The sequence below is a fragment of the Pseudomonas sp. 44 R 15 genome, assembly GCF_900004965.1.
Taxonomy (GTDB): Bacteria; Pseudomonadota; Gammaproteobacteria; order Pseudomonadales; family Pseudomonadaceae; genus Aquipseudomonas; species Aquipseudomonas orientalis_A.
In genome coordinates, this window is the sequence record NZ_CVTU01000111.1 from 51,581 (window position 1) to 74,703 (window position 23,123).

Annotated in this window: 20 protein-coding genes; 11 read left to right on the forward strand and 9 right to left on the reverse strand. The window is 62.4% G+C overall.

Features of this window, described 5'->3' with window-relative positions; all coding sequences use genetic code 11:
• Positions 1-51 precede the first annotated feature (51 nt).
• The 5 genes from cmoB to BFP93_RS21555 form a co-directional block, all read right to left on the reverse strand.
• Complete coding sequence (cmoB, locus tag BFP93_RS21535) at positions 52-1,008, reverse strand: tRNA 5-methoxyuridine(34)/uridine 5-oxyacetic acid(34) synthase CmoB (protein ID WP_065894850.1); 957 nt, start codon at positions 1,006-1,008, stop codon at positions 52-54.
• Positions 1,005-1,748 carry a carboxy-S-adenosyl-L-methionine synthase CmoA gene (gene cmoA, locus BFP93_RS21540; protein ID WP_065894851.1) on the reverse strand — a complete coding sequence of 248 codons (744 nt, stop codon included), beginning with the start codon at positions 1,746-1,748 and terminating at the stop codon, positions 1,005-1,007. The genes cmoB and cmoA overlap by 4 nt, the downstream gene beginning before the upstream one ends.
• Before the next feature lie 138 nt (positions 1,749-1,886).
• A complete protein-coding gene (locus BFP93_RS21545; RefSeq protein WP_065894852.1) occupies positions 1,887-2,276 on the reverse strand; it encodes a protease inhibitor I42 family protein in 390 nt (129 codons plus the stop codon).
• 651 nt (positions 2,277-2,927) lie between these two features.
• Positions 2,928-5,345 carry an endopeptidase La gene (gene lon, locus BFP93_RS21550; RefSeq protein WP_065894853.1) on the reverse strand — a complete coding sequence of 806 codons (2,418 nt, stop codon included), beginning with the start codon at positions 5,343-5,345 and terminating at the stop codon, positions 2,928-2,930.
• Between the two features lie 157 nt (positions 5,346-5,502).
• Positions 5,503-6,492, reverse strand: a complete 990-nt coding sequence (locus BFP93_RS21555; protein WP_065894854.1) for a GntR family transcriptional regulator — start codon at positions 6,490-6,492, stop codon at positions 5,503-5,505.
• Positions 6,493-6,826: 334 nt separating this feature from the next.
• On the opposite strand from BFP93_RS21555, the gene BFP93_RS21560 reads away from it, so the two are divergent.
• The 8 genes from BFP93_RS21560 (at position 6,827) to BFP93_RS21595 (ending at position 14,661) form a co-directional block, all read left to right on the forward strand.
• Positions 6,827-8,149: an amidase gene (locus BFP93_RS21560; protein ID WP_065894855.1), complete on the forward strand. Its 1,323-nt coding sequence runs from the start codon at positions 6,827-6,829 to the stop codon at positions 8,147-8,149.
• 11 nt (positions 8,150-8,160) lie between these two features.
• Positions 8,161-9,039, forward strand: a complete 879-nt coding sequence (locus BFP93_RS21565) for a polysaccharide deacetylase family protein (RefSeq protein WP_065894856.1) — start codon at positions 8,161-8,163, stop codon at positions 9,037-9,039.
• Positions 9,040-9,182: 143 nt separating this feature from the next.
• On the forward strand, positions 9,183-10,523 hold the full coding sequence (locus tag BFP93_RS21570) for an MFS transporter (protein WP_065894857.1): 1,341 nt from the start codon (positions 9,183-9,185) through the stop codon (positions 10,521-10,523).
• Positions 10,524-10,533: 10 nt separating this feature from the next.
• Positions 10,534-11,295, forward strand: a complete 762-nt coding sequence (locus tag BFP93_RS21575; RefSeq protein ID WP_065885942.1) for an SDR family NAD(P)-dependent oxidoreductase — start codon at positions 10,534-10,536, stop codon at positions 11,293-11,295.
• A gap of 136 nt (positions 11,296-11,431) precedes the next feature.
• Positions 11,432-12,181: an SDR family NAD(P)-dependent oxidoreductase gene (locus BFP93_RS21580; RefSeq protein ID WP_065894858.1), complete on the forward strand. Its 750-nt coding sequence runs from the start codon at positions 11,432-11,434 to the stop codon at positions 12,179-12,181.
• A 13-nt stretch (positions 12,182-12,194) separates the two neighbouring features.
• Positions 12,195-12,497 (forward strand): hypothetical protein, encoded by a 303-nt coding sequence (locus BFP93_RS21585; protein ID WP_065885944.1) that lies wholly within the window; start codon positions 12,195-12,197, stop codon positions 12,495-12,497.
• A gap of 17 nt (positions 12,498-12,514) precedes the next feature.
• On the forward strand, positions 12,515-13,489 hold the full coding sequence (locus BFP93_RS21590) for a CobW family GTP-binding protein (protein ID WP_065894859.1): 975 nt from the start codon (positions 12,515-12,517) through the stop codon (positions 13,487-13,489).
• Entirely contained in the window at positions 13,486-14,661 is a 1,176-nt protein-coding gene (locus BFP93_RS21595) for an ABC transporter substrate-binding protein (protein WP_065894860.1), read from the forward strand. The genes BFP93_RS21590 and BFP93_RS21595 overlap by 4 nt, the downstream gene beginning before the upstream one ends.
• Positions 14,662-14,777: 116 nt before the next feature.
• Here the strand turns inward: BFP93_RS21595 and BFP93_RS21600 are convergent, their stop codons facing one another.
• Complete coding sequence (locus tag BFP93_RS21600) at positions 14,778-17,195, reverse strand: glucose/quinate/shikimate family membrane-bound PQQ-dependent dehydrogenase (RefSeq protein WP_065894861.1); 2,418 nt, start codon at positions 17,193-17,195, stop codon at positions 14,778-14,780.
• A gap of 455 nt (positions 17,196-17,650) precedes the next feature.
• Positions 17,651-19,669 (reverse strand): TonB-dependent receptor, encoded by a 2,019-nt coding sequence (locus BFP93_RS21605; protein ID WP_065894862.1) that lies wholly within the window; start codon positions 19,667-19,669, stop codon positions 17,651-17,653.
• Positions 19,670-19,838: 169 nt separating this feature from the next.
• On the opposite strand from BFP93_RS21605, the gene BFP93_RS21610 reads away from it, so the two are divergent.
• Entirely contained in the window at positions 19,839-20,072 is a 234-nt protein-coding gene (locus BFP93_RS21610; RefSeq protein WP_065885949.1) for a VF530 family protein, read from the forward strand.
• Positions 20,073-20,076: 4 nt separating this feature from the next.
• Entirely contained in the window at positions 20,077-20,703 is a 627-nt protein-coding gene (locus BFP93_RS21615) for a Pr6Pr family membrane protein (RefSeq protein ID WP_065894863.1), read from the forward strand.
• A 137-nt stretch (positions 20,704-20,840) separates the two neighbouring features.
• Here BFP93_RS21615 and BFP93_RS21620 read toward each other — a convergent pair whose 3' ends face one another.
• Both BFP93_RS21620 and BFP93_RS21625 read right to left on the reverse strand, forming a co-directional pair.
• Positions 20,841-21,608 carry a siderophore-interacting protein gene (locus BFP93_RS21620; protein WP_065894864.1) on the reverse strand — a complete coding sequence of 256 codons (768 nt, stop codon included), beginning with the start codon at positions 21,606-21,608 and terminating at the stop codon, positions 20,841-20,843.
• Positions 21,605-22,114: a PadR family transcriptional regulator gene (locus BFP93_RS21625; protein WP_065894865.1), complete on the reverse strand. Its 510-nt coding sequence runs from the start codon at positions 22,112-22,114 to the stop codon at positions 21,605-21,607. The genes BFP93_RS21620 and BFP93_RS21625 overlap by 4 nt, the downstream gene beginning before the upstream one ends.
• A gap of 505 nt (positions 22,115-22,619) precedes the next feature.
• On the opposite strand from BFP93_RS21625, the gene BFP93_RS21630 reads away from it, so the two are divergent.
• Entirely contained in the window at positions 22,620-23,117 is a 498-nt protein-coding gene (locus BFP93_RS21630) for a CS1 type fimbrial major subunit (protein WP_065885953.1), read from the forward strand.
• The last annotated feature ends 6 nt before the right edge of the window (positions 23,118-23,123 follow it).

Sequence of the window (23,123 nt, forward strand, 5' to 3'; positions counted from 1 at the left end):
GCAAGCCCCCTCCCACATTTGGATCTCCATATATTCAGTGATAACTCACCGCTATTTCCTGGCGATGATCACCGCCCGCATCGGCGCCGGCAGCCCTTCAATGGTCTTGCTGTGATCTTCGGGATCGAGGAAGTCACTGAGCGACTGGTACTTCATCCACGCCGTCCCGCGTTGTTCCTCGACCGTGGTCACGCTCACGTCCACGCAGCGCACATCGCTGAATCCGGCGCGGCGCAGCCACAGCATCAGCGCCGGAACCGACGGCAGGAACCACACGTTACGCATCTGCGCATAGCGGTCTTCCGGCACCAGCACTTGCTGCTGATCGCCGTCCACCACCAGGGTTTCCAGCACCAGCTCACCGCCTTTGACCAGCGTGTCTTTCAGCGCCAGCAAGTGTTCGATTGGCGAACGACGGTGGTAGAACACGCCCATGGAAAACACCGTGTCGAAGCCTTCAAGGTTCGCCGGCAGGTCTTCGAACGGGAACGGCAGGTGCCAGGCCCTGGGTTCGGACAGGTAACGCTGCACCGCCTGGAACTGGCAGAAGAACAGCCAGTTGGGGTCCACGCCAATCACGCTGTCGGCGCCGGCGCCGAGCATGCGCCACATGTAATAGCCGTTGCCGCAACCCACATCGAGGATGCGCTTGCCCTTCAAGTCCAGATGCGGCGCCACCCGGGACCATTTCCAGTCCGAGCGCCATTCGGTGTCCACATGCACGCCGAACAGGTGGAACGGGCCTTTGCGCCAGGGGCTCAGCCCCATGAGCGCCGTGTGCATCTGTGCGCGAGTCTCGTCGTCGCACTCCGTGTCCAGCACCAGGCCGTTCAACAGGTCCACGTCACTGGGCTGGATATTCGGCAGTGCGTCCAAAGCACTCTGCCAGCGCTCCAGGTCGCCGTGGCCTTTTTCCATTTTGCTATCGAGCTGCGCTTGCAGGCCCTGGGCCCACACGGCCAGGGGAGTACCGACCAGATGGCGGGCGAGGGGAGACAAATCAATCATGGCAAGGCAATCAACGAGGCAAAGTTAAGACACTGGAACCACGGCACGACTTTCGAGAACCCGGCCGCCAGCAGGCGTTCGCGGTGTTCTTCGAGGCTGTCGGGCTTCATGACGTTTTCGATGGCGCTGCGCTTCTGGGCGATTTCCAGTTCGCTGTAGCCGTTGGCGCGCTTGAACGCGATATGCAGGTCGGTCAGCAACCCATGCTCCTGGGCATCATTGAAGCGCAGCTTTTCCGAGAGGATCAGGGCGCCGCCCGGCAGCAGCGACTGACGGATACGCCCGAGCAACGACAGGCGCTCATCGGGGGCGATGAATTGCAGGGTGAAGTTCAGCGCCACCACCGAGGCCGGTTGGAAGTGCAGGGCAAGGATATCGCCCTCGATCACCTCCACCGGCAGTAACTCCTGGAACATCGAGTCCTGGCCATTGAGGTATTGGCGGCAGCGTTCGACCATCGCCGTCGAGTTATCCACTGCGATCACCCGGCAACCCTCGGTGCGCACATGGCGGCGCAGGGCCTGGGTGACCGCACCCAGGGATGAGCCCAGGTCATACAGCACGCTGTTCGGCTGGGCGAACTGGGCGGCGAGCACACCGAGGTTCTCGACGATGGTCGGGTAACCGGGCACCGAGCGCTTGATCATGTCCGGGAACACCCGCACCACGTCCTCGTTAAAGGCGAAGTCCGGCACCTGGGGCAGGGGCTGGGCGAATAGGCGATCGGGTTCTTTGCTCACGGTTGTTCCGGCGACGAAGGGGGAAAGGCCGGCATTTTAGCGTAGGAGCTGGCTTGCCTGCGATGGTCGTCAACGATTACGCAGACATTCTGGATGAACGCGGTGCCGGAATCAGCACGTCACCACAGCCTTGACCCATCAGTTCACCGTAATCGCGCATTCAAAGATCTCGACGGGCTCGGCTTCCGGTTCCCACGGTTGCTGGGAGGTCAGGCGCAAACGGCCCTGGCCTGGGGCGAACGCCTGGAAGCGCCAGGTCGACTGGCCGCCACCGCCGATCACGCCGGATTCGCTGCTGCTGTAGACCTCGGGGCTCAATGCGCGCAGTACACCGCCGGCGGAGTCCTGGATGGCCCAGCGATAGCCGGTGGTGGGATTGCTGGGCAGGGTGAGGATCAGGGTTTGGTTAGGTTTAAGCTGGAGCGGGCAGGCGCTCTGATCTTCCACGGTGACGTTTTGCTTCGGCGCACTGGCGCACGCGGCCAGCAGTGCAAGGCTCAAGGGGAGAAGCAGGCGGGCGGCGGTCATGGGGGCTCCGTTTATACACGACGAAGGGCGAGCATAACCGAAGATGGGGCACGTTGTGACAGAAGGGGGTGGGTTGGCAGGTCTGGCCTCATCGGGGCCCCTCCCACACTTGACCGAGTACATCCATTGGAATGCGGTCAAGTGTGGGAGGGGGCTTGCCCCCGATGGCGGCCTCAGGGCCGACCAGGATGTTGGATCAGACCGAGTACATATCCGTTTCTGCGGTAACGGCTGCTAATGGTTCCGCTTTTACAGCGGCTCACTTTTGAAAAGCGCAAAAGTAAGCAAAACGCTCTTGCCCCACCACTCGGCACCTCGCTCAGGCTCGGTGTGCCCTCACTCCGGCTTGAATCCGTGGGCCGCCGCCACGCGCCATCCATGGCGCGGGGCGGCTAACCCGGCGTCCTGCCGGGTTGCCCACGGATTCAAGCCTGCGTTCGGCCAGCGTGGTTTAACGGGGCGCCTAAGATCAAGATCAAGAGCGACTCGCTTCGCATCGTGGTTACGTTTGGGCGCTACAGAGCTGTAGATACCTATGCTCATCGGGAGCAAGCTCCCTCCCACACTTGACCGAGGACATCCTTTGGAATGCAGTCAAAATGTGGGAGGGGGCTTGCCCCCGATGAGGCCAGCTCAGGCACTACATAACTGTCAGAAGAGCACCTTCGCCACATCCGCAAAGCGCTTGGCAAAGTGCACGGTCATGCCTTCCTTCAGGTACTCCGGCAACTCTTCAAAGCTGCCACGGTTGGGCTCCGGCAGGATCAGCTCGTGAATCTTCTGGCGCCGCGCCGCGATGACTTTCTCGCGTACTCCGCCAATCGGCAGCACATGCCCGGTCAGGGTGAGTTCGCCGGTCATGGCTACGCCTTTCTTTGGCGGCTGGTTGCGTGCCAGTGACAGCAACGCGCTGGCCATGGTCACACCGGCGCTCGGGCCGTCTTTGGGCGTGGCACCTTCCGGCACGTGCAGGTGGACGAAGGCTTCATCGAAGAACTTCGGGTCACCGCCAAACGACTTCAGGTTCGAGCTGATGAAGCTGTAGGCGATTTCTGCGGACTCCTTCATCACTTCACCCAACTGCCCGGTGAGTTTGAAGCCGCGATTGAGCGTGTGGATGCGCGTCGCTTCGATCGGCAGGGTAGCGCCGCCCATGCTGGTCCAGGCCAGGCCGGTAATCACGCCGGTGCCGGACAGCACTTGTTCATTGCGAAATACCGGCATGCCCAGGGAGTTTTCCAGGTCCTTGTTGCCGATCTTGATCACCGAGTTCGGCTCATCCAGCAGCTTGACCACCGCCTTGCGCACCAGTTTGCCCAGTTGCTTTTCCAACTGGCGCACACCGGCCTCCCGCGCATAGCCGTCGATCAGCGCACGCAAGGCGCCGTCGCTGATGCTCAGGCTGTTTTTCGAGACGCCGGCTTTTTCCAGTTGCTTGGGCCACAGGTGGCGCTTGGCGATGGCGACTTTTTCTTCGGTGATATAGCCCGACAGGCGAATCACTTCCATACGGTCGAGCAGCGGGCCGGGAATCGAGTCCAGGGTGTTGGCGGTGCACACGAACAGCACCTTGGACAGGTCCAGGCGCAGGTCCAGGTAGTGGTCGAGGAATTCGACGTTCTGTTCCGGGTCGAGGGTTTCCAGCAGTGCCGACGCCGGGTCGCCCTGGAAGCTCTGGCCCATCTTGTCGATCTCGTCGAGCATGATCACCGGGTTCATCACCTCCACGTCCTTGAGCGCCTGCACCAGCTTGCCGGGCAGGGCACCGATGTAGGTGCGGCGATGGCCCTTGATCTCGGCCTCATCACGCATGCCGCCGACGCTGAACCGGTAAAACGGCCGGCCCAGGGATTCGGCGATGGATTTACCCACGCTGGTCTTGCCCACGCCCGGCGGGCCCACCAGCAGCACGATGGAACCGGCGACTTCGCCTTTATAGGCACCCACCGCGAGGAATTCGAGGATACGGCTCTTGATGTCGTCCAGGCCCGCATGATGCTTGTCCAGCACCTTGCGCGCGTGTTTCAGGTCGAGTTTGTCTTCGCCATACACGCCCCAGGGTACCGAGGTGGCCCAGTCCAGGTAATTGCGCGTCACTGCGTATTCCGGCGAACCGGTCTCGAGGATCGACAGTTTGTTGAGTTCTTCGTCGATGCGTTTTTTCGCCTGGGCCGGCAGCACCTTGCCTTCCAGGCGCTGCTCGAACTGTTCGACGTCGGCGCTGCGGTCGTCCTTGGTCAGGCCCAGCTCTTGCTGGATGACCTTGAGCTGTTCCTTGAGGAAGAACTCGCGCTGGTGCTCGCCGATCTTGCGGTTCACTTCGGCGGACAGCTCTTTCTGCAGGCGCGCGACTTCGACCTCTTTGCGCAGCATCGGCAGCACTTTCTCCATGCGCTTGAGCATGGGCACGCAATCGAGCACTTCCTGCAACTCGTTACCGGTGGCCGAGGTCAGCGCGGCGGCGAAGTCGGTGAGCGGCGACGGGTCGTTGGGGCTGAAGCGGTTGAGGTAGTTCTTCAACTCTTCGCTGTACAGCGGGTTGAGCGGCAGCAGTTCCTTGATCGCATTGATCAGCGCCATGCCGTAGGCCTTGACCTCGTCGGTCGGCTCGCTCGGCTGGTGCGGGTATTCCACTTCCACCAGGTACGGCGGGCGGTGATGCTTGAGCCAGGTCTTGATGCGCACGCGGGTCAGGCCCTGGGCCACGAATTGCAGTTTGCCGTTCTCGCGGCTGGCGTGGTGCACCTTGACCAGCGTGCCGTACAGCGGCAGCGCCGAGGTGTCGAAGTGGCGCGGGTCTTCGGGCGGTGTGTCCATGAAAAACAGGGCGAGGGAGTGGTGGTCGGATTTGCTCACCAGTTCCAGGGTTTCGGCCCAGGGCTCTTCGTTGACGATCACCGGCAACACTTGCGCCGGGAAAAACGGCCGGTTGTGGATCGGGATGATGTAGACCTTGTCCGGCAGGTTCTGCCCGGGCAGGGCCAGGCCGGTGTTGGACGAGGATTCAGCGTTTTCTGGGTCGGCGTAGTCGTTCAGGTCGTAATCAGGGATGTCTTGCTGGTCGCTCATGGGGCACCTGCATCAGGAAGTATGGTGCTTAGATGGGGCAGGGCAGTGGTGGTTTCAATGGTGGGGGTGAGATAGCAACATATTGCATGAAATTTTTAGAACGACGCTGGCGTCGTGTGGGAGGGGGAGCCCCCTGCCACATTTGGTCTGTGTTGGGTCAGCTGATTTTGTGCAGGTAGGCGGGCAGCGGTTGTTCGGGCAGCACCGACAACACTTTCAACCGCTGCAACATCCTTTGACTGGCCCTTTGCAAATGCTCACGCAGATTCAGCGCCGCCGCATCAAACGCACCGTGCAGCAGCAACTCCAGAATCAGTCGATGTTCGGCCAACATCGCCGGGTCGGCGCCAATCCCCAGCAACCGATAAAAAATCCGACTGATGATCATCGGGCTCTGCCCCTGTCGAATCAGCGCCGCGATCTTGCGATTCTGCAGGCCGGCCAGGCAGCGTTGGTGCAAGTCTTCCTCGATCTGCTCGATGGCCTCCAGGCTGCACTGCGCACTGTCCTGGGCGTCCAGCACGCGTTGCAGCATGGCTTCAAGCAGCTCGCGATCGAGGTTGGGCGCGCTCTGGCGCAGGGCTTCGGGCTCAAGGCAGGCGCGCAGTTCGTAGTCTTCGGTGACTTCCCGCGCGGTCAAAGGCCCGGCCAGCCATTGGGAGTAGGGCTCTTTTTCTACCAGGCCACGGTCGCGCAGGCGCATCAGCGCTTCACGCACTACCGCGCGGCTGACGCCGTAGTGGTCGGCGGCGGCTTGCTCGTCCAGGCGGTAGTGGCCGAAGGCAATGCAGGTGGACAACGCCGCGCCGATTTCCTCGACGATGCGTTCGCCCAGCGGCCGCGTGTCCACCAACTCGTCCTCGCCGTTAAGACCCAGGTGGGCATGGCTCAGGGGCAGGCGCAACGGCTCCATGGCCAGGCCTTGCGGATTGATCAGGTAGCCCCGGCCGTTGAAGCGGCAGATCAAGCCTTCGTCATGCAGCAGGTCGAGGGCCTTGCGCACCGGCACGCGGCTGGTGCCGAACAACTCGGCCAGCGGCGCTTCGAGCAACACCAGCCCATGGCGGGCGGTGCCGTTGACGATCGCGTCGCGCATCACTTTGTGAATCATCGCGTAACGGGAGGCCGAGGCGAGCACTGCTTTCATTGCGTTCTCAGAGGTGGAGGGACCGTTGACCGGGGATTCTCTCATAGATGCGCCTGTCACTCTGCGCCACGTCGGCGGCACGTTTTTGGGGCTTAGAAAGTCGACCTGTTACTTTTCTGCACCAAAATGTACTTATTAATAAAAAGTACATTATTTCGTTGAAACGCATGAGTTACCGCCTGCCCAGATTTTTTACCTCGTCAAATACCCTCTACCTCGCGGTTCTGGTCGAAAACCGCTGCCTGCGCAAAATTCGTTGAGCACAGACTGGCACGAAAGCTGCCTTTGTAAAATGTACATTTTATTAATATGTACGTTTGTGAGGGTCATCCTGATGTCAGACGCCACTTCAATGGCCGAGGACTTCGCCAGTGGTCGCAGCGACCCGGTGCAAGCCCTCGAACAGGCACTCGACAAAGCCAGCCAGGTCCCGTCGGTATTCATCAGCCTGACGCCCGAGCGCGCCCGTCGTGAAGCCCAAGCCTCTGCCGCACGTTGGCGCGCCGGCCAGCCGTTGAGCCTGTTCGATGGCGTGCCGCTGGCCTGGAAGGACCTGTTCGACGTGGCCGGCAGCATCACCACGGCGGGCGCCGCCTACCGCCGCCATGCGCCCGTCGCGTTGCTCGATGCACCCACCGTCGGCCTGCTGTGTCGTGCCGGAATGGTCAGCGTCGGCAAGACCAACCTCAGCGAACTGGCCTATTCCGGCCTGGGTCTGAACCCCCATTTCGGCACGCCGCACAATCCCCATGGCAAGGATCAACCGCGCATCCCCGGCGGATCTTCCTCGGGGTCGGCCGTGGCCGTCGCCGCCGGCATCGTGCCCATCGCCATGGGCACCGACACTGCCGGGTCCATCCGCGTCCCCTCGGCGTTCAACGGCCTGGTGGGTTACCGCAGCAGCAGCCGGCGCTACAGCCGCGACGGCGTGTTTCCACTGGCCCACAGCCTCGACAGCCTCGGCCCGATAAGCCGCAGCGTGCGTGACGCCCTGGCCATCGACGACTTGCTGCATGGCCGCAGCCACAGCCACGTCGCCCGCAGCCTCAAGGGCCAGCGTTTCGTGCTGGCGCAGCAGAAGGTCGAACCCGCCGTGCGCAACAACCTGCTGCGCGCGGTGGAGCAGCTCAAGGCCCACGGCGCGCTGGTCGAAGAGCGCGAATGCCCGGCCTTCCAGGCGACGCTGGAGCTGATCAAAGACCATGGCTGGCTCGGCGCCTTCGAAGCCTTCGCCCTGCACCAGGCGTTGCTCGACAGCCCCGACGCCGACCGGCTCGACCCTCGCGTGCGCCGCCGCCTTGAAGCCGCGCGCTCACTGCCGGCCAGCCAACTGATTCACCTGACCGACACCCGCCGCCGCCTGCAACAGCAACTGATCGAAGACCTCGACGGCGCCGTCCTGATTACGCCGACCGTTGCCCACGTGGCCCCGCCGTTAGCCGCGCTTGAAGCTGACGATGACCTGTTCGTTCAAACCAACCTCGCCACCCTGCGCTTGACCATGCCCGGCAGTTTGCTCGACATGCCGGGCGTGACCCTGCCCAGCGGCTGCGATGCCCAGGGGCTGCCCACCGGGTTGCTGCTCAGCGTCCCGACGGGAGAAGACGCACGCCTGCTGCGCGCAGCTTTGTGCGTTGAATCCGTAATGACAATTTAAGGAGACACACCATGGCTAAAGACATCCTCTGTGCATTTGGCGTCGACGTTGACGCCGTCGCCGGCTGGCTCGGTTCCTACGGCGGTGAAGACTCGCCGGACGACATCTCCCGCGGCCTGTTCGCCGGTGAAATCGGCGCGCCACGCCTGCTCAAACTGTTCGAACGCTACGGCCTGCGCACCACCTGGTTTATCCCCGGTCACTCGATGGAAACCTTCCCCGAGCAGATGAAGGCCGTGGCCGACGCCGGCCACGAGATCGGCGTGCACGGCTACAGCCACGAAAACCCGATCGCGATGACCGCCGAGCAGGAAGAAATCGTTCTCGACAAGTCCATCGAACTGATCACCCAGGTCACCGGCAAGCGCCCCACCGGCTACGTGGCGCCGTGGTGGGAGTTCAGCAAGGTCACCAACGAACTGCTGCTGAAAAAAGGCATCAAGTACGACCACAGCCTGATGCACAACGACTTTCACCCTTACTACGTGCGCAAGGGCGATACCTGGACCAGGATCGACTACAGCCAGCACCCCGATACCTGGATGAAGCCCCTGGTGCGCGGCGAAGAAACCGACCTGGTGGAGATCCCGGCCAACTGGTACCTCGACGACCTGCCGCCGATGATGTTCATCAAGAAAGCCCCCAACAGCCACGGGTTCGTCAACCCGCGTCACCTGGAAGAAATGTGGCGCGACCAGTTCGACTGGGTCTACCGCGAACACGAACACGCCGTGTTCACCATGACCATCCACCCCGACGTGTCCGGCCGCCCGCAAGTGCTGCTGATGCTCGAGCGTCTGATCGAACACATCCAGAGCCATGCCGGCGTGCGCTTCGTCACCTTTGACGAAATTGCCGATGACTTCATCCGCCGCCAGCCGCGTACCTGAACCAGCGTCACCCTGCAGGAGCGAGCTTGCTCGCGAAGAACCAGAGAGCGCCGCGTGCATCCAGGATGCCCGCGTCATCGTTGACGATTTTCGCGAGCAAGCTCGCTCCTACAGGGTCCACCCATCCCCTTGAGGCGCGATCTATGTCCATCTACAACAAGCTTGACCTGACTGGCTGGAAACCCCGGCAGCTGACTTCCCGGGAGGTGCGCTTCGCCACCTGGATCGCGTTTTTCGCCTGGGTGTTTGCGGTGTACGACTTCATCCTGTTCGGCACCCTGCTACCGGAGATTGGCCGGCACTTTGGATGGGGTGAAGTGGAGCAGGCCGAGATCGCGACCTGGGTGGCGGTCGGCACCGCCGTGGTCGCCCTGGCCATCGGACCGATCGTGGACAAGCTGGGGCGACGCAAAGGGATTATCTTCACCGTAGCCGGTTCCGCGTTGTGCTCGGCGCTGACTGCGATAGGCGGGGCGTGGGGCAAATCGCCGCTGATCCTGATCCGTTCGCTGGGCGGCCTGGGCTATGCCGAGGAAACCGTCAACGCCACCTATCTGACCGAGCTGTACGGCGCCTCGGAAGATCCCCGGTTGACCAAGCGTCGCGGCTTTATCTACAGCCTGGTGCAGGGCGGCTGGCCGGTCGGCGCGTTGATCGCCGCCGGGTTGACCGCGCTGTTGCTGCCGATCATCGGCTGGCAGGGCTGCTTCGTTTTTGCGGCGATCCCGGCTGTCGTGATCGCGATCATGGCGCGCAAGCTCAAGGAGAGCCCGCAGTTCCAGATCCACGAACGCATCAGCCGGCTGCGTAAAAGCGGCGCGGTGAGCGACGCGCAGAACGTAGCGCAGACCTATGGCGTGGACTATGACGAGCACAGCAAGGCCGGTCTCAAGGCCGCGTTCCGTGGGCCGGCTCGCCGTGCCACGTTGGTGATCGGCGCCGCGTTGTTGCTCAACTGGGCGGCGATCCAGGTGTTCAGCGTGCTGGGGACTTCGGTGATCGTCAGCGTGCACCACATCTCGTTCGAGAACTCGCTGATCATCCTCGTGCTGTCGAACCTGGTGGGTTATTGCGGCTACTTGAGCCACGGCTGGATGGGCGACAAGATCGGCCGTCGCAACGTGATCGGCCTGGGTTGGATGCTCGGTGGTCTGTCGTTCGCCGGGATGCTGTTCGGCCCGAGCAACATGGCGATGGTGGTCGGGCTGTACAGCCTGGGCCTGTTCTTCCTGATCGGGCCGTATTCGGCGGCGCTGTTCTTTATCAGCGAGAGTTTCCCTACCAGCATCCGCGCCACCGGCGGCGCGATCATCCATGCCATGGGCCCGATTGGTGCGGTGGTCGCAGGCTTTGGTGCAACCCAGGTGCTGTCCGCCGGCAGTGACTGGCAGACCGCCGCACTGTGGTTCGGCGCCGTGCCGTGCTTTTTGTCCGGCCTGTTGATGTTTGCCGCGCGCCATGTGCGTCCGGAAACCGTTCAGTAAGGAGTCAATGATGAGCCGTAAAGTTGCCTTGATTACCGGTGCCGCCAGCGGCATCGGCCAAGCCCTCGCCGTGGCCTATGCGCGCCACGGTGTGGCGGTGGTCGGCGGGTACTACCCGGCGGACCCCCATGACCCGCAGGCCACCGTCAGCCTGGTGCAGGCCGCCGGCGGCGAATGCCTGATGTTGCCGTTGGACGTGGGCGATACCGCCTCGGTGGATGCCCTGGCCGCGCAGGGCGTGCAGCATTTTGGTCGGCTGGATTACGCCGTGGCCAACGCCGGTTTGCTGCGTCGCGCGCCGTTGCTGGAGATGACCGATGCGCTGTGGGACGAGATGCTCAATGTCGACCTGACGGGGGTCATGCGCACCTTTCGCGCGGCGACGCGGCACATGCACGAAGGCGGCGCGTTGGTGGCGATTTCGTCGATTGCCGGAGGCGTGTATGGCTGGCAAGAGCATTCGCATTACGCGGCCGCCAAGGCCGGCGTGCCGGGGTTGTGCCGCTCGCTGGCGGTGGAGTTGGCGGCAAAGGGCATACGCTGTAATGCGGTAATTCCAGGGTTGATCGAGACGCCGCAGTCGCTGGATGCGAAGAACTCGCTGGGGCCGCAGGGCCTGGCGAAAGCAGCGCGTGCGATTCCGCTGGGGCGGGTAGGGCGCGCGGATGAAGTGGCTTCATTGGTGCAGTTTTTAACCAGTGATGCATCGAGTTACCTGACCGGGCAGAGCATCGTAATTGATGGTGGCCTGACCGTACGCTGGCCTGACTGACTGTACTGGCTCAAAAATGTGGGAGGGGGCTTGCCCCCGATGACGGTGGGTCAGCCACAGTTGTTTTTCTGAGCCATCGCCATCGGGGGCAAGCCCCTCCCACATTGGAACTGTGTTTATTCGGGAGATCGTCTACATGAACCAACTCGCCCACCGCCGCGCCGTGATCACCGGCGCCGGCAGCGGCATCGGTGCCGCTATCGCCCGCGCCTACGCCGCTGAAGGCGCACGCCTGGTGCTGGCCGACCGCAACGCCGCCAGCCTCGCCGAAACCGCGATCACCTGCCGCAACCTCGGTGCCGAGGTGTTCGAATGCCTGGCTGACGTCGGCACCGTCGAAGGCGCCCAGGCCAGTGTCGACTGTTGCGTCGAGCACTTGGGCGGTATCGATATCCTGGTCAACAACGCAGGCATGCTCACCCAGGCGCGCTGCGTCGACGTGTCCATCGCGATGTGGAACGACATGCTGCGCGTCGACCTCACCAGCGTCTTCGTCGCCAGCCAGCGCGCCTTGCCGCACATGGTTGCGCAGCGTTGGGGGCGGATCATCAATGTCGCCTCGCAACTGGGGATCAAGGGCGGCGCCGAACTGACGCATTACGCCGCCGCCAAGGCCGGCGTGATTGGCTTTACCAAGTCCCTGGCGCTGGAAGTCGCCAAGGACAATGTGCTGGTCAACGCCATCGCCCCCGGCCCCATTGAGACGCCATTGGTCAGCGGCATCAGCGATGACTGGAAGCGTGCCAAGGCCAGGGAGCTGCCCCTGGGCCGCTTCGGGCTGGCCGACGAAGTGGCGCCGACGGCGGTGCTGCTGGCCAGCGAGCCCGGCGGCAACCTGTTTGTCGGCCAGACCCTGGGCCCGAATTCCGGCGATGTCATGCCATGAGCGGGGTGTAGTCATGTGCGGACTCTGCGGATTGCTCGGCGAAGACCTGCACTGGAGCGACCCCCTGGGCGACGAGTTGCCCAGGCGCCGCGAACGCCTGCGCCGGATCGCGGCGATCAACCAGGTGCTGGCGGTGTTCCGGCTCAAGGTCGAAGACTTCCAGGGTGCGTCCTATCTGCTGCTGGGCGCTACCGGCAAACAGGCCCTGGCCAGCGGCCTGGATCAGCTGTGGCAGGCGGCCCAGGACATGCTCGGTCGTCCGTTGGATCCCCTCGATCCCAAACTGCTCGACCATTTGGAATGCAACCCACTGTAGGAGCGGAGGTATAAAAAATGAGCATCGCTCTCAACGTCATCACCGGTTTTCTCGGCAGCGGCAAGACCACCTTGCTCAAGCGCCTGTTGCAGGGAGAAAGCCTGGGCGACACCGCGTTGCTGATCAACGAATTCGGCGACGTCGGCATCGACCATCTGCTGGTGGAGGACATCGCGCCGGACACGGTGCTGCTGCCCAGCGGTTGCGTGTGCTGCTCGATCCGTGGCGAGCTGAAGGAGGCGCTGCTGACCTTGCTGCAACGTCGCGAGCGCGGTGAAATCCCGGCATTCAAGCGGGTGATCCTGGAAACCACCGGCCTGGCCGACCCGGCGCCCATCCTCGCCACCTTGAATAACGACGTGCAACTGCGCGGGCGTTTGCACATCGGCCTGGTGATTACCCTGGTGGACGCCAGCCACGCCGTCCTGCAGGAACGCCTGCACCCGGAATGGCTGGCCCAGGTGGCGGCGGCGGATCGTGTGTTGGTGAGCAAGACCGATCTGGCGGGCGACTGCACGGCACTGCGCGCACATTTGCGGGCACTCAATGCCGGCACGCCGATCCTCGATACCCATGCCATTCACAGCGGCGACCAACTGCTGCTTGGCGAAGGCCTGCGCAGCGCCGAACCGGCCATTGAAGTCAGCCGCTGGCAGTTGCATCAGACCACCACGGCCAGCCACGGCACCGCGCAAGTGTGCAGCCTGACCTTCGACCAGCCTTTGGATTGGGTCGGTTTCGGGGTGTGGTTGTCGATGCTGTTAAGATGCCACGGCGAACGAATCCTTCGTGTCAAAGGACTGCTCAATGTGAACGCCAGTAACACCCCCATCGTCATTCATGGCGTGCAGCACTGCCTGCATGCGCCGGTGCATCTGCCTGCGTGGCCGGGCACCGACCGGCAATCGCGCCTGGTGTTTATCCTGCGCGGCCTCGACCCTGCGCTGTTGCGTCGCTCCTTCGATGTGTTCTCGCGGCGGTTCGCAGCATGATCACGTTGAGGGTCCTCGGCACGTCGGTCACCTTGCTCGAATGCCTGCGCGTGCGGGCCGAGCAGGAACTGGGTATCCGCCTGGTGTATCAGGTGCACGACGTCGAACAGGCCCAGCGCATCGCGGTGATGCAGCCCGAAAGCTACGACCTGTACGACCAGTGGTTTCACAATGTCGATTTCGTGTGGCCGGCCCGGGCGATCCAACCCATCGACACCCGGCGCGTCGCGTTGTGGCACGAGATCAATGACCTGCCCAAGCGCGGACGCCTGTCGCCCGATGATCGCCTGGGCAGCGGCAGCGTGCCCAGCGAGCGGTTGTTCGTGCAGCACGATGGCAGCCTGGGCAGCACGGTTACCGAGCGCATCAGCATGCTGCCCCTGACCCACAATGCCGACAGCTTTGCCTACCGTCCCGAGCGTATGCCCGACGGGTTTTGCCACGGCAATGAAAGCTGGGGCTGGCTGTTGGACCCCGCGTGGCGTGCGCGCACGGCCTTGCAAAGCGACGCCGCCATCGGCGCCCTGGACGCCGCCTTGGCGGTGCAGGGGGCAGGGCTGGCCAGCTTCAAGGACATCGGCAACATGAGCATCGAAGAGATCGATTTGCTGGCCGACGTCCTGGTGCGCAAGCAGAAGGAAGGCCACTTTGCGGCGTTCTGGTCCGATGACGAAGAAGCCGCGCAATTGATGCTCAGCCCCAGCATCGATATCCAGAGCCTGTGGTCGCCGACCTTGATGCGCCTGCACCGCGCCGGGGTGAAATACCGCCTGGCGGTGCCACGTGAAGGCTATCGGGCCTGGTTTGGTGGGTTGTCATTATCGCGCCATGCCCAGGGCGCGGTGCTGGATGCGGCCTATGCTTACTTGAATTGGTGGCTGTCGGGCTGGCCCGGGGCGGTGATGGCTCGGCAGGGCTATTACATCGGTAATCCGGCGCGCAGTCGCGATCACTTGAGCTGTGCGGAGTGGGATTACTGGTACGCGGGCAAGCCTGCGCGAGAGCAACTGCCGGGAAGCGATGGTCTGCCGCTGATCGATATTGGCGAAGTGCGCGACGGCGGCTCCTATGAACAGCGCATGGGGCATATTGCGGTATGGAATTCGGTCATGGATGAGCACAACTACCTGGTGCGGCGCTGGGGGGATTTCATGCGGGCCCGGCGAGGCTGACGCGCAGCGTCACGGGATGCATTCCCACGCGGAGCAAGGGAACGAGCCTTCAGCGGCGCAAAGAAAAGGCGGTTACCTGTTGAAGGTAACCGCCTTTTTAATACCGCCAGTCTTGCTTATTCCGGCAGTTTGAACGCCATCACGTAGTCACCCTGCTTGGTGCCCAGGGAGCCATGACCGCCGGCCACGACCAGCACGTATTGCTTGCCGTCCTTGCCGGTATAGGTCATCGGGGTGGTTTGCGCGCCTGCAGGCAGGCGGCCTTCCCACAGTTGCTTGCCGTTTTTCACGTCATAGGCACGCAGGTACTGGTCCAGGGTGCCGCTGAGGAACGCGACGCCACCGGCGGTGGTGAACGTACCGCCCAGGCTCGGCACGCCCATGGTCAACGGGATCGGAATCGGCGAGCTGTCACGCACGGTGCCGTTCTTGTGCATCCAGATGGTCTGGTTGGTGGTCAGGTCGACCGCTGCCACATAACCCCACGCGGGTGCCTGGCACGGCAGGCCCATTGGCGACAGCAGCGCTTCGAGGATCACGCCGTACGGCGCGCCTTTGTTTGGCTGTACGCCTTGGGTTTCGCTGACGCGCGGGCCTTGCTTGGCGATGTCGGCAGCCGGGATCAGTTTCGATTTGAACGCCATGTAGCTCGGGTTCACGAAGGCGATCTGGCGCACCGGGTCAACCGAAATGCCGCCCCAGTCGAACACGCCGAAGTTGCCTGGGTACACGATCGAGCCTTGCAGCGACGGCGGGGTGAACGGGCCGTCGTAGCGCAGCGACTTGAAGTCGATCCGGCAGATCAGTTGGTCGAACGGGGTCACGCCCCACATGTCACGCTCCTTGAGGGGCGGTGGCATGAAGTTCAGCTCGGACTTGGGCTGGGTAGTGGCGGTGCGATCGCCCGCGACGGCGCCCTGTGGCACCGGGATTTCGTTGAAGGGCACAACCGGCCAGCCGGTGGCGCGGTCCAGCACGTAGATGCTGCCTTGCTTGGTCGATGCCATCACCGCGTGCCTGACACCGCCGGCGGTCTTGATGTCGATCAGCGACGGCTGGCCACCCACGTCCATGTCCCACAGGTCGTGGTGAGTGAACTGGACGGTCCACTTCACATGGCCGGTCGCGATGTCCAGGGCGGTCAGGCCGGCCGCGTACTTCTCGGAGTCTTCGGTACGATCACCGCCGTACTGGTCGGGCATCTGGTTGCCCATCGGCAGGTAGAGCATGCCGAGTTTTTCATCCACGGCAAACATGGACCACATGTTCGGCGAGTTGCGGGTGTAGGTCTTGCCTTCGGCCAGCGGGGTGGTGTCGTGCGGGTTGCCGCTGTCCCAGTTCCACACCAGCTTGCCGGTGTGCACGTCGAACGCACGGATCACGCCGCTTGGTTCGTCGGTGGAAACGTTGTCGGTCACGTGACCGCCGATGACCACCAGGTTCTTGGTCACGGCCGGTGGCGAAGTGGAGTAGTAACCACCTGGGGCGAAGCTGCCGATATTGGCGCGCAGGTCGACCTGGCCTTTGTTACCGAAGTCTTCGCACATCTTGCCGGTGTCGGCGTTCAGGGCGATCAGACGGGTGTCGGCGGTCGGCACGAAGATGCGTTTCGGGCAGGCAGTCGGGGCGGCGGCCGGGATGGCCTTGCCGGTTGGCTTCTGCTCGGAAGCGTAGGCGGCGTCATCGTGATACGACACGCCACGGCAGGTCATGTGCGCCCAACCCTTGAAGTTCTCGGCACCCTGGGTGCTGATCTTCGGGTCGAAACGCCAGATTTCCTTGCCAGTGTCCGGGTCCAGGGCAATCACCTGGCTGTGCGGGGTGCACACGTACAGCATGCCGTTGACTTTCAGCGGGGTGTTTTCCGCAGTGGTTTCACCGGGATCGCCCGCGCCGGGAATGTCACCGGTACGGAAGGTCCAGGCCGGCACCAGCTTGTGCGCGTTTGCCGGGGTGATCTGGGTCAGTGGCGAGTAACGGTCACCGTAGGCCGAGCGGCCATAGGAGTTCCAGTCACCGTCAGCCTGGCTCGGCGCAGTGTTGGTCATGCCGGCCACGGTGTCGCGGTTCAGTTGGCCGGTCTTGACCATTTCACCCGGGTTGGTGAATTGGCTGGCCAGGGCGGTAGCGCCCGCCAGCACCACGGCTGCGCTCAGCGCACCGGTGCCCAGCGGCGCGGCCTGGCCATGCAGCAACGGACGGCGAAACCACGGCAGCAACATGACGATGCCCAGGGCGAACAGCAGGGCCAGGCGCGGCACCAGTTGCCACCAGTCCAGGCCCACTTCCCACAGTGCCCACACGGTGCTGGCGAACAGCACCAGTGCATACAGGCCCAGCGCAGCGCGGCGGTTGGACAGCAGCAAGACGCCGGTCAGGGCGATGCCGATACCGGCCAGCAGGTAGTACCACGACCCGCCGAGCATGCTCAGCTTGACCCCACCGGCCAGCAAGGCCAGCCCCATGATCAGCAGCAAGACGCCCAGCAACCTGGGCAGCAGGCGGCTTGGGCTTGAGGCACCATCAGTGCTCATAGTGTGTTTCTCCGTTACGTTGGAATTATGTAACCCCGTGCTTCACTCACTGTAGATGACGATTGGGCGCGGGCTTGGTTCATCGTTTTTTTGGTTTTTTCTGTGGATAAACGGGTTATCCACAGACGGGTAACACCCCCCCGGACGCAGGCTGATTTCGGACAGCGCTGTCTTTACGTACAGGGAGATTTGGCAAAATGAGGTCGGCCAGGAAGTGAAGCGTTGCAGATTGTTGCGAAGGATAATGCGGCGGGGCTGTTTGAGGAAGGGTGAATCGCAAGATGCATCATTTCAGATTTGGTAACAGTGACAGATAGTCGCTGCCAGAATAGCCTCTGTAGGAGCGAGCTTGCTCGCGAAAAACCCACTGGCGCCGCGTGTGTTCAGGAAGCACGCGTTAGCGTTGACGGTTTTCGCGAGCAAGCTCGCTCCTACAGGGGGATTTGTGGTGTGGGTTAGAAGGTGGTGCGGATGCCGAACTGCACACTGCGCCCCGGTGCCGGCGCGATGTCGCGCAGGATCGAGCTGGCATAGCGCACCGTCTGGTTGGTCAGGTTTTCACCGTTGACGAACGCCAGCCACTGGCTGCCACCTACGTTGAAGTGGTAACCCGCGCTTGCGCCGAGGGTGGTATAGCCATCGGTGCCGCTTTCATTGCTCGGCACGCGCCCCTGGCCGGCAGCGTGTTCCACATCGATACGCGCCTGCCAACGGTCCAGTTCCCAGAGCAACCCGCTGTTCAAGCGCAGCGGCGCAATGCGCGGCAGGGCTTCGCCCGTGTCCAGGTTGGTCGCGCGGGTGTAGTCGCCCGACAGCTCCAGGGCGAACTTGCCGTAGGCGCCTTCGCCGAGTTTCCAGTGATCCTGGGCTTCGAAACCGGCGAAACGCGCGCGTACGCCGGAATAGCTGTACTCGGGAATACCGCCGGCGTCCTCTTCACCTTCGTCGTTCAACGTACGGCCAGTGCCGAGCAGGCCGATGTAATTGGAGAAGCGGCTGTAGAACACGCCGAAGCTGCCTTTATGGGTGCCGTTGTCGAAGCGCAGGGCCAGGTCGCTGGACACGGCTTTTTCCTTGGACAGGTTGGCATCGCCCAATTCGTAGGTGCCGGTGGCGACGTGGGCACCATTGGCGTACAGCTCGTAGAACGTGGGCGCACGCTCGGTGTAGCCCAACGTTGCAGCCAGTGACCAGATCGGCGTCAGGCTGTAAACCGCGCCGGAGGACAGGCTGCCTGCGGTGAAGTCACTGGCCTTGTCGGCATTGGCGAAGCGCGCGTTGCCCTTGGCATCCGGGTCGACGCTGGTGTGTTCCAGGCGCCCGCCGAGGCTGAGCTTCAGGCGTTCGCTGGCTTGCATCTCTTCAAGGATAAACAGTGCACCGGCGTTGGTGTCGGTCTGGGGCACGAAGGCTTCTTCGCCCAGGGCCGAGAACTCGTTGCGGGTCACCTGGGCGCCGACCACGCCATCGAATGGGCCGACAGGCTGGTGACGGGCTTCAACGCGGGCTTCATAGCCTTTGTTCTTGAAGGTTGTACCGGTTTCGCCACCTTCGATTTCGCGGTGTTCGTAGTCGGTATAGCCCGCGTCGAGTTTCACCGAGGTGAACGGCCCTTGCAGGTTACGGATCTCGGATGCGAAGGCGTAGTGCTCCTGCTGCATGCGGATGCGCACATCCTGCTCGGCCGGGGAGCCGTAGTTACTGTCGTAGTTGCTGTAGGACAGCCCCGCGTAGCCGTCATCCCAGGTGTAGGAACCGCCTACGGCACCGCCATCCTGGCGCCCGTCGCTGTTGCCCAGGCGGCCGTTCTTGCCGGGGCCATCCTCGGTGTCGGGGGCATGGCGGCTACGCGCAGAGCCCGGGATTTTCAGGTCGTTGAATTCCCGCGCGTTGGCGTCCAGGTGCAAGGCGAAGGTGCCGTCGCCGGCCTCCAGCTTGCCCGCGCTGCTGCGGGTGGTGTCGGCGCCGCCGTAGCGCAGTTCACCGGCACCGTGGATGCCTTCGATGGCGGCGGTGGGGATGCGGTTGTCAAAGGTATTGACCACGCCGCCGATGGCGCTGCCGCCGTACAGCAAGGCCGCCGGGCCGCGCACGATTTCAATGCGTTCGACGTTGATCGGGTCCAGCGGCACGGCATGGTCATAGGACAGCGACGATGCATCCAGCGCACCGACGCCATTGCGCAGGAGGCGAATCCGGTCACCGTCCTGGCCACGAATGATCGGCCGGCTGGCGCCCGGGCCAAAGTAGGAAGACGACACCCCCGGCTGCTTGTTCAGGGTTTCGCCAAGGCTGCCTTTTTGCTGCAGGGTCAGCTCATCGCCTTCCAGTACGGTGGTGGGCGAGGCGAGCTGTTCGTTGCCCAGGGGATTGGCGGTGATGATTTGCGGTTGCAGCTCCAGGGCGTGGCCTTCGGAGCAGATCAGCAGGGCGGCGGCGAGCGGGGACAAACGCCAGAAACAGGAGACGGACATCGGACATTCCTTGGCAGGATTTTGATAAGAGATGTTACAATATAACATCTCTTTTTAGGCTGCGAAGGGGAACTTTTGCCAAGCGGCTATATTCAATGCAGTGCTTCCACCGATACGCCCCGTCGGCTAAGGTGCGCGGCTGTGTTTCCTCTCCTGCAAAAGGCCCGGCATGACCGCGACAAGCAACGACCCACTCCACGGCGTGACCCTGCAACATGTCCTCACCACGCTGGTGGCGCATTACGAATGGAGCGGCCTGGCCGAGCGTATTGATATCCGCTGCTTCAAGAGCGATCCCAGCATCAAGTCGAGCCTGACCTTCCTGCGCAAGACCCCTTGGGCCCGTGAAAAAGTCGAAGGGTTGTACGTCAAGCTGATGCGCACCAAACGCCCGTTGGACTGAGCCCATGAAGCGTTATGTCGCAGCGGCCGCGCTCGCCGGTTGGGTGGGACTGGCGATCCAGCAATACCTGATTTTGTATTCGCGCTGGTCCAGCGGCGCGAGCCTGCTGGGCGGGTTGATCAGCTTCTTCAGTTTCTTCACGGTGCTGACCAATACGCTGGTGGTCGTGGTGCTGAGCTACGCGCTGGTCACCCGCGAATCCGCCGCCAGACGGTTCTTCCTCAAGCCCGGCATCTGCGGCGCGATTGCCACCAGCATCGTGGTGGTGAGCCTGGCCTACAACCTGCTGCTACGGCATTTATGGAGCCCCGAAGGCTTTCAGTTCATCGCCGATGAATTGCTGCATGACGTGATGCCGCTGCTGTTTCTGATCTACTGGTGGCGCTGCGTGCCCAAAGGCACCTTGCAGCTCAAGCAGATCGCCGGGTGGGTGATTTACCCCGTGGCGTATTTTGGTTATGTGCTGCTGCGCGGGCATTTGCTTGGGCAGTATCAGTACCCGTTCATGGACGTGGACAGCCTGGGTTATCCACAGGTGTTCGTGAATGCGGGGGGGATTTTGGCGGGGTTCATCGTCATTGCGCTGGCGTTAGTGGGGCTGGATAAACGCCTCAAACCACGCTCGATTTAAAGTGGGCACGATCACTGTCTGTAGGAGCGAGCTTGCTCGCGAAACAGTCACAGGCACCGCGCTCATTCAGAAAGTACGCGTTATCGTTGACGTTTTTCGCGAGCAAGCTCGCTCCTACGCAAGCCGCCTCCCACAGGTTAATCTTCGTCGCTGCCTTCCGCGCGCCAGTAGCCCACGGCCTTGAGGTATTCCTCGTTGACCTTGTGCGTCTCCAGTAATACCCGCCGCACCTGGCGCGACAGCCTGGTTTCGGTCGCGACAAAGCTGTACAGCGTGCCGCCGGGCAGCGTCAGGTTGCGTACCACGTCGAGCAGGTCGTCCTGGCCGCGCAGCACCCAAATGATTTCAACATCCGCCGCACTTTCCAGTGTCTGTTGCTCGGCGGCATCGGCAATTTCAATCACCGCCAGCACCTTGCGCCCGGCGGGTAATTCTTCAAGGCGTCGCCCAATGGCGGGCAGGGCGGTTTCATCGCCGATCAGCAGGTAGCTGTCGAAGATATCCGGCACGATCATCGAGCCCCGTGGCCCACCGATATGCAGGTGCTGGCCGACTTGCGCCTGCTCGGCCCAGGTCGACGCCGGGCCGTCGCCGTGCAGCACGAAGTCGATATCCAGTTCGCCAATGCCCAGGTCGAAACGCCGTGGTGTGTAATCGCGCATTGCAGGTTGCGGGCCGTCGCCCTTGATGCTGAAGCTCGGGCTTTCCAGCGCGGCTTGCTCGGCGGCGTTCTGCGGGAACAGCAGCTTGATGTGATCATCACTGCCCAGGCTGACAAACCCCGCCAGTTCCGGCCCACCCAGCGTAATGCGGCGCATGCGTGGGGTGATATCGACTACCCGCATTACCTGCAGGCGGCGGCGTTTGATCTCGTGGGTCACGCGATGGATGGTGTGTGTGTTCATTGATCTCTCCCGTCGGCAATGGCTTGAGCGGTGCGATTGAGCAGCGCCGCGACACGAACGATTTCTTCCGGGCTCCAGCCCCCGTGGTGCGAATGCAGGGCATGGCGCAGGTTGTGCACCGCCTCGTGAATTTCCGGTGGGCGGTCGTGGCCGCGCAGCGAGCGTTTGCTGACGTCGATGCGCATGCGCACGCCGTCCAGGGCAACGGCTTGCTCGTTAAGAAAGAAACGACCGGCGTCGGTGATTGTGTAGTGTTTTTTCCCGCCCTGGGCGTCACCGCTGATCAACTCGCTCTCTTCGAGGAAGGTCAGGGTGGGGTAGATCACGCCGGGACTGGGGCTGTACGCGCCGTCGAAGAGGTTTTCGATGCGGCGGATCAGGTCGTAGCCATGGCAGGGTTGCTCGGCGATCAGCGCCAGCAGCAACAGCTTCAGGTCGCCAGGGGCGAAAACCCGTGGGCCGCGACCGCCGCGTTTTTCAAAGTCACCGCGATGTTCAGGCTTCATGATGGTCCTCCTCTGCGCTCATTTAGATATAACTTAAGATATATCTTGCGGTGTGCGCCAGCCTCTGCCGACCAGCGGTCAGGGCCAGGTTTGCGCATGGCGTGCAGCGGCCTTTAGTTGAAAGCTGCTTGGAGAATAATCAAATTAGAGTTATAACTTTAATTAGAGTTGATGCTCGAATGTGCGCCGATACGCCTGATTACTTGGAACTTGTTTTGTTTGTGTAGTGCACGTCGTTCGATGATTAACGCACCTTGTATTATGCGCATGTAGTTCAATTCCTACGGACACTTTTAAAGTTTTGGCAAAATGCCATCTTTTTCACGCGACGGCTGTTTACAAGGGCTACGCGTATATTGGAATGTGCCTGCATACCTGCTTTTAGTTTGGGTCGATTATTGCCTGGTAGCGCACGGTTCAACTAACCGACGCTGTTGTTCGTTGTTCAAGGATGCTCTTGACGACGAAAAAATTAATAAGTTTTCCAACTACAGGTATTGACTCCATGTTCAAAAAGTTTGCTGTTGCTGCCCCTCTGGCTGTCCTGGCCCTGTCTTCCTCGGTAACAGCCTTTGCTGCCGGCGAAGCCAGCCATACCGTCAACATCAAGGCGACCATCCCGACTACCGTTTTCCACGCCCAACCGCGTGACCCGAACTGGGGTCGTGACGAAACCATGACCTATAACCTGGTCAGCGGCGAGCTGGCGCCCCTGAGCGCGATCTACGACATCAAGAACACCAACGGTTCGGTACACGCCTACATCGAAGGCGGCCCGGCTGTACTGTTCAATGGTGACGCTGCGCAGAACATCGCGCTCACCACCAGCCTCAACGGCGTCACCCTGACAGGCACGCCTCAGGAAGTGGTCAACGAAGCCGACTCCACCCCAGGCGTGGGCGCCGAAATGCGCATCGTCGCGGCCAAGCCTACCGCCACTCAACGCGGCTCCTACACCGCAGTGATGCCGGTGGTATTCGACGCCGTATTGCCGACGCTTTGATGCCAA

Excerpts from the sequence above, each read along its gene's own strand:
- BFP93_RS21575 (WP_065885942.1), top strand. The coding sequence starts at position 10,534 with ATGAGCCGTAAAGTTGCCTTGATTACCGGTGCCGCCAGCGGCATCGGC.
- BFP93_RS21625 (WP_065894865.1), bottom strand. The coding sequence starts at position 22,114 with ATGAAGCCTGAACATCGCGGTGACTTTGAAAAACGCGGCGGTCGCGGC.
- BFP93_RS21565 (WP_065894856.1), top strand. The coding sequence starts at position 8,161 with ATGGCTAAAGACATCCTCTGTGCATTTGGCGTCGACGTTGACGCCGTC.
- BFP93_RS21570 (WP_065894857.1), top strand. The coding sequence starts at position 9,183 with ATGTCCATCTACAACAAGCTTGACCTGACTGGCTGGAAACCCCGGCAG.
- BFP93_RS21560 (WP_065894855.1), top strand. The coding sequence starts at position 6,827 with ATGTCAGACGCCACTTCAATGGCCGAGGACTTCGCCAGTGGTCGCAGC.
- BFP93_RS21580 (WP_065894858.1), top strand. The coding sequence starts at position 11,432 with ATGAACCAACTCGCCCACCGCCGCGCCGTGATCACCGGCGCCGGCAGC.
- cmoB (WP_065894850.1), bottom strand. The coding sequence starts at position 1,008 with ATGATTGATTTGTCTCCCCTCGCCCGCCATCTGGTCGGTACTCCCCTG.
- BFP93_RS21615 (WP_065894863.1), top strand. The coding sequence starts at position 20,077 with ATGAAGCGTTATGTCGCAGCGGCCGCGCTCGCCGGTTGGGTGGGACTG.
- BFP93_RS21610 (WP_065885949.1), top strand. The coding sequence starts at position 19,839 with ATGACCGCGACAAGCAACGACCCACTCCACGGCGTGACCCTGCAACAT.
- BFP93_RS21605 (WP_065894862.1), bottom strand. The coding sequence starts at position 19,669 with ATGTCCGTCTCCTGTTTCTGGCGTTTGTCCCCGCTCGCCGCCGCCCTG.
- BFP93_RS21630 (WP_065885953.1), top strand. The coding sequence starts at position 22,620 with ATGTTCAAAAAGTTTGCTGTTGCTGCCCCTCTGGCTGTCCTGGCCCTG.
- lon (WP_065894853.1), bottom strand. The coding sequence starts at position 5,345 with ATGAGCGACCAGCAAGACATCCCTGATTACGACCTGAACGACTACGCC.
- BFP93_RS21600 (WP_065894861.1), bottom strand. The coding sequence starts at position 17,195 with ATGAGCACTGATGGTGCCTCAAGCCCAAGCCGCCTGCTGCCCAGGTTG.
- BFP93_RS21595 (WP_065894860.1), top strand. The coding sequence starts at position 13,486 with ATGATCACGTTGAGGGTCCTCGGCACGTCGGTCACCTTGCTCGAATGC.
- BFP93_RS21620 (WP_065894864.1), bottom strand. The coding sequence starts at position 21,608 with ATGAACACACACACCATCCATCGCGTGACCCACGAGATCAAACGCCGC.
- BFP93_RS21585 (WP_065885944.1), top strand. The coding sequence starts at position 12,195 with ATGTGCGGACTCTGCGGATTGCTCGGCGAAGACCTGCACTGGAGCGAC.
- BFP93_RS21590 (WP_065894859.1), top strand. The coding sequence starts at position 12,515 with ATGAGCATCGCTCTCAACGTCATCACCGGTTTTCTCGGCAGCGGCAAG.
- BFP93_RS21555 (WP_065894854.1), bottom strand. The coding sequence starts at position 6,492 with ATGAAAGCAGTGCTCGCCTCGGCCTCCCGTTACGCGATGATTCACAAA.
- BFP93_RS21545 (WP_065894852.1), bottom strand. The coding sequence starts at position 2,276 with ATGACCGCCGCCCGCCTGCTTCTCCCCTTGAGCCTTGCACTGCTGGCC.